Here is a 12,051-nt window from a genome sequence, read left to right on the forward strand (position 1 = left end):
TCTGGTTTCAAGGCCAGGCGGGCGCGTGGGGCGCCCGCCCGGGCACGCTCACAGGCCTGAGAGGCCGAGGGCCGGATCGATTCCATCGAGTGCGTCGGCCAGTGCCTTGGCCTTGTCTGCTATTTGTTTTCGTTGTTCGGTGCTGACCTGGTCGTACGGTTTGAAGCCGTCGGCGGTCTTGAGCATCAGCAGCTGGTCATCCAGTGCGGTGCTCGCGGTGTCGATCTTTTTCAGCACGTCGCCGGACGTCTTGGTCAGCAGCGGACGCAGCAGGTCGATGACCTTGCGCGTGCCTTCCAGGTTGGCGGCAAAGCCGTTCACGTCGAGGTGGCTGTAGCGTTCTTCTTCGCCGTTGTTGCGGACCTCGGCGATGCTGCGCATGTTGCGCACGACCATGCTCGCCAGTTGCTCCGGGGCGATGCTCTGGGCCAACAGTTGCTGTTTCAGGCTGGCGATGTCGGCTTGCAGCTTCTGCACGACCGGCGTCAGGCCATCGATGGATTTCTGCGAGAACAGGCCGAATTCGAGGCGGTGGAAGCCGCCGAAGCCTGGATCCTGTTCGCGTTTCTCGTAGTAGTCGGCGCGGGCGTTGATCGCGTTGTCCAGCTCGGACAGGCGCTGGGCTGCAGGGGCGATACGCTGATAGGCGGCACGGGCCGGCGCGTAGGCTTTTTGCGCCTGGGCCAGATCGCCGCTGTCGATGGCTTGTTGCAGATCGTTCGTTGCGCGGATCAGCGCGCTGCTCTGGGTGCTCAAGTAGACGCGGTATTCGGACAGCGGGCCGATGAAGGCGACCATCGACGGCCGCGCTTTGGCGGCGGCGTCCGACTCAGCGGTTGGCGTCACGTGCAGGGTGCCGCGCGGGTTGCTCAGCAAGCCGCAGGTAATCGCGTAGTCGCCTGGCTGCAGGTTGGCGTTGATGATCTGGCTCAGGCCCGGAACGATGTTTTCACGTTCTTCCACCACCAGCACGCCGTCGAGGATTTCCCACTCCACGGCGCGATCCGAGGCGTTGACGATGCGGAAGGCGTTCTTGCCGGCCGGCACGGTGATCGAGTTCGGCTCGCAGCTCTTCGCGTTGATGGTCACGACGGTTTCATTGCCGCTGTTGGCGATGCGCTTTTTCTGCGCGGCCTGGGAGGCGAAGTAGAACATGGCGCCCGCGGCGATCATCAGAATCACCGAGCCTGCAACGGCGAACTGCAGGGCGCGTGGGGGCTTGGCTTTCTTCGGAGGAAGGCCGTTGGCAGTGGAGTTCATGAGTGCCCTTATTTGTTCGTAACTGAATTCGTAACTGAAGAAGTGTGGCCGTGTTCATGGGCCGGGCGGGTAGGCAGACTCACCACCCGCGCCTGAGGCTTGAAGAACAGGAACAGCGCAAAGAACAGGTACGCCAGGTACGCCACCAGCACGCTGACGGTCGGCGCATCCTGATAACCGAACATGCCGGCCAGCACCGAACCGGTCGGGCCATCCATCGGCAGGATCGCGCTGATGTCGAAGACCACGTCCTGGAAGTGGTTCCAGACACCGGCTTCGTGCAGCGAGCGCACCGAGTTGGCGAGAATGCCCGCCGCGACGACGAGGATGAACAGGCCGGTGTAGCGGAAGAACTTGCTCAGGTTCAGGCGCATGCTGCCTTTGTAGATGCCGACGCCGATGCACACCGCGATGATCAGGCCGAACAGCGCACCCAGCGGGCCGGACATGCCTTCGCTCTGCTGGAACACGGCGAGCAGGAAGAACACGGTTTCGAGGCTTTCGCGGGCGACGGCGAAGAACACCATGCCGATCAGCGCGTAGGTCTGGTTTCTCGACCCGGCCAACGCGGCGTCCAGGGACTGGTGCAGGTCATGTTTGACCGAGCGGGCGACTTTGCGCATCCACACGACCATCGAACTGAGTATCACAACGGCGACGAGGCCGACAATGCCTTCGAACAGTTCCTGCTGCTTTTGCGGGAATTCAGCACTGACCATTTCCAGGCCACCGCCGACGAACAGCGCCAGGGCGACGGCCAGAAACACGCCGATCCACACCGCGGGCATCCACTCGCCACGGCCGGTCTGTCTCAGGTAACTGGCAATGATGCCAACGATAAGCGCGGCTTCAATCCCTTCGCGCAGCATGATCAAAAAAGGAACGAGCATTTATCACCGGTGCAGATCTGATAGGGTGTGCGACGTGAATGCGTCATGTAGCCATTCGCATTCAGCCATTGTGTAACATAATGATACTCATTATTGAATGGGTGTACTGGTTTTTTTGCAAAACCCTGCTTGTTGTGAAGGTGTTCAGGTGGGGTTCAGGTGGTGGGCGAGCGGCAGGCTGCAAGAGGTGGTGGCGTTCACAGGGCGGCTTTCATTGTTTCGACGAATCGCTGCGCGGCGGGGCTCAGGCTCACGCCCGCTCGGGTAATCAGTCCTATCTCCCGACACACCCCAGGATGCTCAATGCGGACCTGCACCAAATCGCCGCGGCCTTCGTCGGCGGATTCCGGCAGCAGCGTCATCCCCAGGCCCTGCCGCACCAGCGCCATGACCGTCGACATGTAGTTCGCTTCCAGCCCAGGCGTCAGCACAAGCCCTTCTTCGGCAAATAACTGTTCCACCCGCTCGCGCACGCTGCTGTCGCGGCCGGTGAGGATGATCGGCTGCCCAGCAAGCGCCTGCAGGGTGACCGAGCGCTCCCGTGCCAGCGGATGATCTGCGGGGACGAACAGGCTGAGCCGGTCCACCATCACCACGTCGAACGCCAGCCCGTGACCCATGCGGGCCCGCACCCCCAGCCCGAAATCCACTTCGCCTTCGCGCACCAGCGCATCGATCCGTTGCGCCACCACGTCACGCAGGCGCACTTCGACACCGGGAAACTGCTCGCGAAAGGCCTTCAGCAGCGGCGGCAGCGTGCCGGAACACATCGAGGGAAGGGCAGCGATGGTCACCACGCCCCGGCGCAGTGCCGCCAGATCCCGCGAGCCACCGACGATGTTGTCCAGGTCCAGCAGCAGTTTCTCCATGGGCCCGCGATTGTTCTGGCCGGCAGCGGTCAGGCTGACCTGGCGCGGGCTGCGCTCCAGCAAGGCGACGCCGAGCCATTCTTCCAGCTGCTGGATCTGCACGGTCAGCGCGGACGGCGACAGGTTCAGCTCCAGCGCCGCTTTGGCAAAGCTGCCGGTATGGGCAACCGTGAGAAAGGCGCGGATGTGCTGGATCGAGTTCTTCATGGCGTTGTTTTCCACGGTTTCGTCACGGCAGTTGATTCGGTTTTTCCGAACGCAGGGCGCCGAACATTTCAATTTACAAAGCTTACCCCCGTTTCGATACTCGATGAAAACAACAACAGCTCGTCCCGCCGCCCGCCGGTCAGGGATGACGAAGGATCACACCATGCTCGCCACCCTCGGTGTCATTACCATCCTCTGCCTGCTCGCCGCCGTCATGAGCAAGCGCCTCTCGCCTCTGGTTGCCCTGATTGCTTTGCCCATCATCGCCGCGCTGATCGGCGGATTCGGGCTGCAAACCAGCGGCTTCATCATCACCGGCATCAAGAACGTCGCCCCGGTGGTCGGCATGTTCGTCTTCGCCATTCTGTTCTTCGGGGTGATGACCGACGCCGGCATGCTCGACCCGATCATCGACCGCATCCTGCGCACGGTGGGCACGCGTCCGACGCGGATTGTCGTCGGCACCGCACTGCTGGCGTTGCTGGTGCACCTCGACGGTTCCGGCGCGGTGACCTTTCTGGTGACGATCCCTGCGATGCTGCCGCTGTACACGCGGCTGGGCATCGACCGGCGGATTCTGGCCTGCGTCGCGGCGATGGCGGCGGGGGTGAATTTCCTGCCGTGGACCGGCCCAGTGCTGCGCTCGTCGGCGGCACTGCACGTGCCGGTGTCCGAGCTGTTCCAGCCGCTGATTCCGGTGCAGATCGTCGGCCTGGCGTTTGTCTTCTTCTGCGCCTGGATGCTCGGGCGTCGTGAGGAAAAGCGCCTGGGGCTGGGCCGTTTTCAAACCACCGCCGAGCACATCGATGTGGTGCCGCAGCGGGTGCTGACCGAGCAGGAAGCGGTGCTGCGCCGGCCGCGTCTGTTCTGGCTCAACCTGCTGCTGACCATCGCGGTCATGGGGATCATGATCTCTGGCTGGGTCGACCCGGTGGTGATGTTCATGGTCGGCACGGTGCTGGCGCTGTGCATCAACTACCCCAACGTCGACGCCCAGCGCGCGCGCATCGATGCCCACGCAAAGACGGCCCTGACCATGGCCAGCATTCTTCTGGCGGCGGGGGTGTTCACCGGGATCATGCAGGGCACCGGCATGCTCAAGGCCATGGCCGAAGTGGCCGTGGCGCAGATACCGGCCGGCCATGGCAAGTTGATTCCGATGGTGGTGGGCTTCCTGTCCATGCCGCTGAGCCTGCTGTTCGATCCCGATTCCTTCTATTTCGGGGTGATGCCGGTGATCGCCGAAGTCGGCCGCTCCCTCGGCGTCGATCCGCTTCAAGTGGCCCAGGCGTCGCTGCTGGGCGTGCACACCACCGGCTTCCCGGTCAGCCCGCTGACACCGGCGACCTTTCTGCTGGTCGGCCTGTGCAAGGTCGAGCTGGCTGACCACCAGCGCTTCACCATTCCGTTTCTGTTTGCCGCATCGGTGCTGATGACCCTGACCGCACTGCTGCTGGGAGTGTTTTAAATGAAGACATTACGTATCGGCTCCGGGGCCGGTTATTCCGGTGACCGTATCGAGCCTGCGGTCGAGCTGGCCGAGAAGGGCGAACTGGATTACCTGGTCTTTGAGTGCCTGGCCGAGCGCACCATTGCCCTGGCGCAACAGGCACGGCTCAGCGATCCCGAAGCCGGTTTTGACCCGCTGCTGAGCGAGCGCATGCGCCGCGTGCTGCCGTTCGTGGGGCCGGGGCTGGGCTCGGCGCGAGAGGCGGGGCAGCGTCGACTGCGGCTGATCAGCAACATGGGCGCGGCCAATCCGTTGGCGGCCGCGCGGGAAGTGCGGCGCATCGCGGTCGAGTTGGGGCTGCACGGGCTGAAGGTCGCGGCGGTGACGGGGGATGACGTGCTGGCTGTTCTCAAGGCAAGTCCTGAGCAGATGCTGGATAACGGCGCGACGATTGCTTCGTTGGGTGATCGCTTGATCTCGGCGAATGCGTACCTGGGCGCCGAGGGGATTGTCGAGGCGCTGAGGGCCGATGCCGATGTGGTGATTACGGGTCGTGTGGCGGACCCTTCATTGTTTCTCGCGCCGCAGCTCTTTGAGTTCGGCTGGGCAGCAGACGACTGGACGCGGCTGGGACGCGGCACCTTGATCGGCCATCTGCTGGAGTGCGCCGGGCAGATCACCGGCGGCTACTTCGCTGATCCAGGTGTGAAAGAGGTACCGAATCTGGCGCGCCTGGGGTTTCCCCTGGCGGAAGTCGACGCCGAGGGCAGGGCGGTGATCAGCAAGGTCGCGGGCTCCGGCGGGCGCATCGACACCGCCACCTGCACCGAGCAGATGATTTATGAAGTGCACGACCCGGCGGCGTACCTGACCCCGGACGTGACGGCGGATTTTTCCGGTGTGTCGTTCCATCCAGTTGCCACCAACGAAGTGCGGGCTGAAGGCGCCGACGGCCGTGCGCGACCCGAGACGCTGAAGGTGTCGGTGGGCTATCTCGATGGCTGGGTCGGCGAGGGGCAGATTTCCTACGGCGGCCCCGGCGCGCTGGCCCGTGCGCAACTGGCGCGGGACGTGGTGCTGGAGCGTTTGCAGCTGACCGGCGTGGTCTTTGAGGACGTGCGCGCCGAACTGATCGGCGTGGACGCGTTGCACGGTGCGGCGCTGGGTTCGCGGGCAGCGGCCGAGCCATGGGAAGTGCGCCTGCGGGTCGCCGCTCGCTGTGCAGACAAAGCCGAGGCCGTGCGCATCGGCAATGAAGTGGAAACCCTCTACACCAACGGGCCGTATGGCGGCGGCGGCGCGACCAAGGGCGTGCGGCAAGTAGTGGCAGTCGCGTCGCTGCTGATGCCGCGGGACGCCATCAAGGCGCAAGTTCATCTGGAGGACGCATCGTGAGTGCCGTGAAATTGCGCGAACTGGCCCATTCCCGGACCGGCGACAAGGGCGATACCTCGAATATTTCGGTCATCGCGTTCAACGCGGAAGACTATCCGCGGTTGCTGCAGGCGCTGACGGTCGAGCGGGTGGCTGCGCATTTCGCCGAGCTACTGGGGGACGATGCCTCTCGGGTGCTTCGGTATGAACTGCCGAAGGTGGGTGCGCTGAATTTTGTGCTGCCGGGCATTCTCAAGGGCGGCGTCACACGATCCCTGGCCCTCGATGCCCACGGCAAGGCGCTGGGGGCGGCGTTGCTGGACATCGACGTGTGAGGCTGCGAGTTTTGCGGTGCAGCGGCCGACGCCTTCCCGGCTAAAGCCGGTCCTACGCGGGCGCGGTGTGCCACTGGTGCCGGCGCCAACCGCAATTTTTGTAGGACCGGCTTTAGCCGGGAACAGGCCATCGATCACGGCGCATTCGCCGGATGGACCCACAATCCGATCGTTCCCACGCTCCGCGTGGTAACGCCGCCCCGGGCGCTCTGCGTCCAATCCTGGCCGAAGCTGGTTGGGCTGACTGCACGCGGTGCTTTCAGTGGGACCGGCTTTAGCCGGGAATGCGTCAGCCGTCACACTGCAAAATGTTCAGGGCTCACATCGGCCTCTTCCCGGCTGAAGCCGGTCCCACCAGGGATGCTCATCGTCACCACCCTCTAAATATCCGTGATCTTCACCGCCCCCGTCGCTATCCGCGCGGGAAGTTTCAATTGCGCGCACAACCCACCCCCTTCGCGGTTGGTCAGGGTCAACGTGCCGCCTAACGCGATCGTCAATTGCTGTGCAATTGCCAGGCCCAGGCCGGTACCGCCTGTGTCGCGGTTGCGTGAGCTTTCCACGCGGTAAAACGGTTTCAGCACTTCCGATAACTCCCCTTCGGCGATGCCCGGCCCGCGGTCGAGCACGTGCAGCGACAGGCTCTGGTCGGCGTGGGCAATGACCTGAATCTCCGCCGCCCCACCGAACTTCAACGCGTTGTCAGTCAGGTTGACCAGCACCCGGCGCAGGGCGTGGGGGCGGGTGTCGATGACGGCGCCGGTTTTGGCACAAAACTCGAATCTCTCGAAAAGCTTGTTAAACTGCGGAGCATTATGCAGGGCTAGGATCTCTGCATGGAGCAATTGCCGCATGCACCCGGGGTGATGACTATGGTATCGGTGCGGCTTGAGGCATTCGACGTCTCCGGCTAAATGGTTTTCTAGCTTAGGCGTAGGCTTTCGGTAAATTCAAACCCGCATTGGAGGCAACTACCACTCTTTGCAAAGGACTGAGGTAATAAATGGATCTTCTAAAAAACGTTCCAAGTTGGGATGACGTGGAGCGAAACCTCGATCATAGATTCAACGAGATAAATCAGAGCATCGATCATGGTTTGCAAAGCGCAAACGATAGCTGGGACGGATTCACTCGTCGTATCGGCAGTGCCGCTACGACGGCTTACGGCTACGCGGGCGGCAGCCACATTGACTCTTTACGGCTCGCAGTGGCCATGTCCTACCCAATTGTTCATGCTGACCTGACGCGAAAGTGGGCATCGATCGAAATTGAAAAGATTCTTCCGGTCTTAATGCAGTTAATTCGGGAAGTCGTAATGATTGTGGGTGGGAGCGTCGCGGTCGGGACCCTTGCAGGCGGCATTGCAGGGTCTGTGGCGTTTGGTGCAGGTGCGGCGCCCGGAGCCATGATTGGTGGGAGCATTGGCTTGCAGGTGGGCAACCTAATCCTGATGGCTCTTGGCTTGGCAGCCATAAGTGAATACTTTTGCCGAGGACTGATGCCTTGCGTAATCGCCTTGTACGAAGGCGTAACTATGGCGTGGTGCGCCGAGGATGGTTTAACGCCAGCGGGGTTAGATCCTACAGGTGGTTCCGCAGCCATGATAGACGAACGCCTTGGTCGTGCAGCGCGGCAGCTCGCAAGTGGTCAGGAACAACTGGTGTTGCTTCTCTTCACGGCTATCGTCAGTTACCTCAATCGCGGGCGGATAGTGGGTGGTGTGCTCAACACCATGGAAACCGTCGCCACACGAAGTGCAAGCTTGCGGGCCGGAATGCCTAACAGAGAGCTGGCGGCTTGGCTTGAGCGAAATCAGCAAAAGATGCTTTCCAATCCCGAGTTGCGTGTCGATGAGACGAATCCTTCAGCGAAAGTGGCAGAGCCGGATATCGAGCCATCAAAGAACATTGCGCCTGGCAAGTATGCGAAAAGAACAGATATTGAGTTTCGCTCCGCAGCTGAAGTGAACTCGACGTATCCTGAAGGTTGGTCGCCACCTTATAGACCTGGCACCCGAGTGACAGAATTTACATCCACTGTTGATGACGTCTATGTAAGGGTACATGGAGAGACGAATATGGCGCGCTCGTGGATGATGAAATCAGAGGCCATAAAAGGGCTTACAGCAGCGGAAATAAAGTCTAAATTCGCGCTTCCTGAGCTCCCCACCTTCATGTCAGAAGTATCTGTTCCAGCCGGAACCCGGATCAGGACCGGAGTGGTGAATCCAGTTTTTGGTGGGATGGGTAACGCCACGCAGTACGAGCTGCTTCAACGACTGCCCACCTCCGCGTTTAAAAACACCATAAGGCTTGGCCAATGAATAACATTGCATTTGAGATAGTCCACGGAAAACTTACCATCGGCAACCGAACATTCAATCTTCCGCATCCCGTAGAAGAGGCACTTGCTTATCATGATCTAATCATCGTTCGCGTCGAACCTCCAGCCGGTGTCATTTTCAACAGAAATGTTTATGGGATTAGCCATGAGGGCGAAGTTCTCTGGCAGATAGAAGAAAGCCCCCATGGAACTCAAGAAGACAAGCCGTATGTGAATATCAACATAGGCCAGAACCACGATCTTACTGCGGGCAACTGGAATGGAGTGAGTTATTCCGTGAACCCTGAGAATGGAAAAATCACGGTTGTATCTTTCGACAAATAGTTAGTCGGGCATAATGCGCATCCTTGATTCCCGTAATTCCCATGCTCCGCGTGGTAACGCCGCCCCGGACGCTCTGCGTCCAATCCCGGCTGAAGCCGGTCGTGCTGACTGCACGCGGTGCTTTCAGTGGGACCGGCTTTAGCCGGGAATGCGTCAGCCGTCACACTGCAGAATGTTCAGCGCTCACACCAGCCTCTTCCCGGCTGAAGCCGGTCCCACCAGGGATGGTCATCGTCACCACCCTCTAAATATCCGTGATCTTCACCGCCCCCGTCGCTATCCGCGCGGGCAGTTTCAATTGCGCGCACAACCCACCCCCTTCGCGGTTGGTCAGGCTCAACGTGCCCCCTAACGCGATCGTCAATTGCTGTGCAATCGCCAGGCCCAGGCCGGTACCGCCGGTGTCGCGGTTGCGTGAGCTTTCCACGCGGTAAAACGGTTTCAGCACTTCCGATAATTCCCCTTCGGCTATGCCCGGCCCGCGGTCGAGCACGTGCAGCGACAGGCTCTGGTCGGCGTGGGCAATGACCTGAATCTCCGCCGCCCCGCCAAACTTCAACGCGTTGTCAGTCAGGTTGACCAGCACCCGGCGCAGGGCGTGGGGGCGGGTGTCGATGACGGCGCCGGTTTTGCCGTGCAACTGCACGTCGCGGCCGACGTCCTGGTAGTCAAACACCAGGCTGTCGAGGAATGAATCCATGTCCACACGCCGCGCCGTCTCGGTGGATGTGTCCATGCTGCGCGCATACGCCACGCCTTCCTGCACCAGGTGCTGCATCTCGCTCAGGTCGCTCCAGAGCTTGTCTTTCTCGACGCCATCGTCCATGAACTCGGCGCGCAGTTTCATCCGGGTGATCGGCGTTTGCAGGTCGTGGGAGATTGCCGCCAGCAGTTGCATGCGCTCCTTCACGTAGGTCGAAATCCGTTGCTGCATGGTGTTGAACGCCACGGCGGCGAAGGCCACTTCGGTCGGGCCGCTTTCATCCAGGCGAATGCCTTCGCCGTTCGGGTCCAGGTTATCGACAGCGTGGGACAGGCGCGTCAGCGGGCGAATGGCCGTGCGCACGGCCAGCCAGGTGCAGGCAAACAGCAGCACCAGTTGGCCGATCAACAGCAGCGGCAGCCAGGGTGACAGCGGCGTGATGCGCGGGTGCATGTCAATTGTCAGCGGGCTGCCGTCTTTCAGCGTCAGGTGCGCTTGATAGTGCAGTCGGGTGTCGGGAATGTCCGTGAACGTCAGCGCGTAATCACGGCCGAGGCTGCGCTGCATGGAATGCACGGACATCGGCGCTGTGCTCATATTCATCGGCGCGCCGGTCTCTCCGGCACCCAGGATGTAGCGACAATTGGGGCTCTCGAACCGTGGCAACCAGGCCTGACGCTCATCGGCGGGCAAGCGTTCCAGAACGGCCACGGCGGTGCTCAGGTCCCGTTCCAGATTGCCCAGCATCAGCGTCATTGCGCTTTGGTAGCGCTCATAAAATTGCAGGCCGAACGACAGCCCGTGGGCCAGCACCAGGCTGATCAGGAAAATCAGCGAAAGCCGTGACGCCAGGGTCCGCGGCCATCCGAAGCTCAGCTTCATGGGCTATCCCCGAGAATTTCCACGGCGTAGGTAAAGACGTAACCCTCGTTGCGCACGGTCTTGATGTAGGCCGGGTCGCGGGCGTCGTCGGCCAGGCGCTGACGCAAACGGCTGACCAGCAAGTCGATGGAGCGGTCGAACAGATCGGCGTCGCGGCCCTGGGTCAGGTTCAGCAGTTGATCGCGACTCAACACACGCTGAGGGTGATCGAGGAAGGTGCGCAGCAGGCGGTATTCCGCGCCGCTGAGCGTAACGACCGTGCCTTGGGCGTCGAGCAGGTGGCGGGCGGTGGTGTCCAGCTGCCATTTGCCGAAGGCCAGCAAACGACCGGCTTCGGTGACGATCAGGTTCGGCGGCAGCATGCGGGTGCGGCGCAGCACGGCGTTGATCCGCGCCAGCAGTTCCCGGGCGGCGAAGGGTTTCACCAGGTAGTCGTCGGCGCCCATTTCCAGGCCGATGATGCGGTCGGTTTCGTCGCTGCGGGCGGTGAGCATCAGCACGGGTGTGGTTTTGTGCTTGCCGGTGCGCAGCTCGCGGCACAGCTGCAGGCCGTCGTCGCCGGGCATCATGATGTCGAGCACGATCAGGTCGACGGGCGTCGACTCCAGAAACGCGCGCATCTGCCTGCCGTCCGCCACCACCGTGGTGCGCAGGCCGTTCTTCTTCAGGTAGTTGCCGACCAGCTCCCGAATCTCGCGATCGTCATCGACAATCAGAATGTGATCGACGTGCTCCATTGCCGCTGCTCCCGCGTTCATTGATGTGTGGCGCATCTTAACCAGTCGCGCGTGACTTGCCTGCGGGCGTTTGTATTCCACTGTATCTGGCGCTGCCGGGCATACATGCGCATGCAAAAGGCGGGTTTTCGGCGCGAATGTATCGCTGTGTATCTGCAGCGGGCTCTGACACGTGAGGATGATTTTCCGGCCGTTCGCGACACAAGCGAGATACCTGCGGGGCGTTCAATGGGACCCATCGAGACGACAGACGCACACCGCCTCGAACCCCTAACCGAATGACCCCATTGAATACCGGAGCACATCATGAACTGGAAGAACCTCAGCATCGCCACCCTGTTTGCCGCCCTGAGCCTCAGCGCTCTCACCGCACAAGCCCAGCCCGTTGCTCAAGCGCACACTTATATGTACGGCGATCACCTGGACATCGCCAAGGCCCTGTCCACCGAAGTCGATTCGACGCCGGTATGCGGCGTGGTCAATGCCCGCCTGCGCTACCTCGATTCCCAAGGTCAGCAGCAGACCCTGAACTACGAAACCGTTGCCCAGAACTGCCCGCAGGACAACTGAGGCTGGCCGGTAGCGGCAACACGCAAGTGGGCGGTGATCGGGCGGCAGGAGTAAGCTGTGCTCCTTTTTGACTGCCCGCGCCCACGCGCCGCCCAGGACCTGACGCC

11 protein-coding genes and 1 pseudogene are annotated in these 12,051 nt (G+C 61.7%); 6 read left to right on the forward strand and 6 right to left on the reverse strand.

Annotated elements, in window-relative coordinates; translation table 11 throughout:
* Window positions 1-48 precede the first annotated feature (48 nt).
* The 3 genes from efeO to IFT99_RS01020 form a co-directional block, all read right to left on the reverse strand.
* The gene (efeO, locus tag IFT99_RS01010; RefSeq protein WP_192130108.1) at window positions 49-1,260 is read right to left on the reverse strand and encodes an iron uptake system protein EfeO; all 1,212 of its coding nucleotides are present in this window, start codon (window positions 1,258-1,260) and stop codon (window positions 49-51) included.
* Window positions 1,261-1,268: 8 nt separating this feature from the next.
* Complete coding sequence (gene efeU, locus IFT99_RS01015) at window positions 1,269-2,150, reverse strand: iron uptake transporter permease EfeU (RefSeq protein WP_192130109.1); 882 nt, start codon at window positions 2,148-2,150, stop codon at window positions 1,269-1,271.
* A 197-nt stretch (window positions 2,151-2,347) separates the two neighbouring features.
* A complete protein-coding gene (locus IFT99_RS01020) occupies window positions 2,348-3,226 on the reverse strand; it encodes a LysR family transcriptional regulator (RefSeq protein ID WP_192130110.1) in 879 nt (292 codons plus the stop codon).
* Between IFT99_RS01020 and IFT99_RS01025 the strand changes: the two genes are divergently transcribed.
* The 3 genes from IFT99_RS01025 to IFT99_RS01035 are packed head-to-tail and all read left to right on the forward strand — an operon-like array spanning window position 3,225 to window position 6,385.
* Window positions 3,225-4,694: a CitMHS family transporter gene (locus IFT99_RS01025; protein ID WP_244656855.1), complete on the forward strand. Its 1,470-nt coding sequence runs from the start codon at window positions 3,225-3,227 to the stop codon at window positions 4,692-4,694. The two genes, IFT99_RS01020 and IFT99_RS01025, sit on opposite strands and share 2 nt — an antisense overlap.
* Window positions 4,695-6,071 carry an acyclic terpene utilization AtuA family protein gene (locus IFT99_RS01030; RefSeq protein ID WP_192130112.1) on the forward strand — a complete coding sequence of 459 codons (1,377 nt, stop codon included), beginning with the start codon at window positions 4,695-4,697 and terminating at the stop codon, window positions 6,069-6,071.
* The gene (locus tag IFT99_RS01035; protein ID WP_192130113.1) at window positions 6,068-6,385 is read left to right on the forward strand and encodes an AtuA-related protein; all 318 of its coding nucleotides are present in this window, start codon (window positions 6,068-6,070) and stop codon (window positions 6,383-6,385) included. The genes IFT99_RS01030 and IFT99_RS01035 overlap by 4 nt, the downstream gene beginning before the upstream one ends.
* 380 nt (window positions 6,386-6,765) lie before the next feature.
* Here the strand turns inward: IFT99_RS01035 and IFT99_RS01040 are convergent.
* Window positions 6,766-7,164, reverse strand: a pseudogene (locus IFT99_RS01040) (ATP-binding protein); the annotation flags it as partial.
* 224 nt (window positions 7,165-7,388) lie between these two features.
* On the opposite strand from IFT99_RS01040, the gene IFT99_RS01045 reads away from it, so the two are divergent.
* Window positions 7,389-8,708, forward strand: coding sequence for a DUF6861 domain-containing protein (locus IFT99_RS01045; RefSeq protein ID WP_192130115.1), 1,320 nt, complete (start codon window positions 7,389-7,391; stop codon window positions 8,706-8,708).
* A complete protein-coding gene (locus IFT99_RS01050) occupies window positions 8,705-9,052 on the forward strand; it encodes a hypothetical protein (RefSeq protein ID WP_197985814.1) in 348 nt (115 codons plus the stop codon). The genes IFT99_RS01045 and IFT99_RS01050 overlap by 4 nt, the downstream gene beginning before the upstream one ends.
* 244 nt (window positions 9,053-9,296) lie before the next feature.
* Here IFT99_RS01050 and IFT99_RS01055 read toward each other — a convergent pair whose 3' ends face one another.
* Complete coding sequence (locus IFT99_RS01055) at window positions 9,297-10,637, reverse strand: ATP-binding protein (protein ID WP_192130116.1); 1,341 nt, start codon at window positions 10,635-10,637, stop codon at window positions 9,297-9,299.
* A complete protein-coding gene (locus IFT99_RS01060) occupies window positions 10,634-11,374 on the reverse strand; it encodes a response regulator (RefSeq protein WP_065988653.1) in 741 nt (246 codons plus the stop codon). Before IFT99_RS01060 ends, IFT99_RS01055 begins: the two co-directional genes overlap by 4 nt.
* 306 nt (window positions 11,375-11,680) lie before the next feature.
* Between IFT99_RS01060 and IFT99_RS01065 the strand changes: the two genes are divergently transcribed.
* Window positions 11,681-11,944: a DUF2790 domain-containing protein gene (locus IFT99_RS01065; RefSeq protein WP_192130117.1), complete on the forward strand. Its 264-nt coding sequence runs from the start codon at window positions 11,681-11,683 to the stop codon at window positions 11,942-11,944.
* Window positions 11,945-12,051 lie beyond the last annotated feature (107 nt).

The sequence above is a fragment of the Pseudomonas sp. CFBP 8772 genome (genome assembly GCF_014841665.1).
GTDB classification, from domain to species: domain Bacteria; phylum Pseudomonadota; class Gammaproteobacteria; order Pseudomonadales; family Pseudomonadaceae; genus Aquipseudomonas; species Aquipseudomonas graminis_B.

Coding starts and splice junctions, on each gene's coding strand:
- efeO (WP_192130108.1), bottom strand. CDS start 1,260: ATGAACTCCACTGCCAACGGCCTTCCTCCGAAGAAAGCCAAGCCCCCA.
- efeU (WP_192130109.1), bottom strand. CDS start 2,150: ATGCTCGTTCCTTTTTTGATCATGCTGCGCGAAGGGATTGAAGCCGCG.
- IFT99_RS01025 (WP_244656855.1), top strand. CDS start 3,225: ATGGCGTTGTTTTCCACGGTTTCGTCACGGCAGTTGATTCGGTTTTTC.
- IFT99_RS01020 (WP_192130110.1), bottom strand. CDS start 3,226: ATGAAGAACTCGATCCAGCACATCCGCGCCTTTCTCACGGTTGCCCAT.
- IFT99_RS01030 (WP_192130112.1), top strand. CDS start 4,695: ATGAAGACATTACGTATCGGCTCCGGGGCCGGTTATTCCGGTGACCGT.
- IFT99_RS01045 (WP_192130115.1), top strand. CDS start 7,389: ATGGATCTTCTAAAAAACGTTCCAAGTTGGGATGACGTGGAGCGAAAC.
- IFT99_RS01050 (WP_197985814.1), top strand. CDS start 8,705: ATGAATAACATTGCATTTGAGATAGTCCACGGAAAACTTACCATCGGC.
- IFT99_RS01055 (WP_192130116.1), bottom strand. CDS start 10,637: ATGAAGCTGAGCTTCGGATGGCCGCGGACCCTGGCGTCACGGCTTTCG.
- IFT99_RS01060 (WP_065988653.1), bottom strand. CDS start 11,374: ATGGAGCACGTCGATCACATTCTGATTGTCGATGACGATCGCGAGATT.
- IFT99_RS01065 (WP_192130117.1), top strand. CDS start 11,681: ATGAACTGGAAGAACCTCAGCATCGCCACCCTGTTTGCCGCCCTGAGC.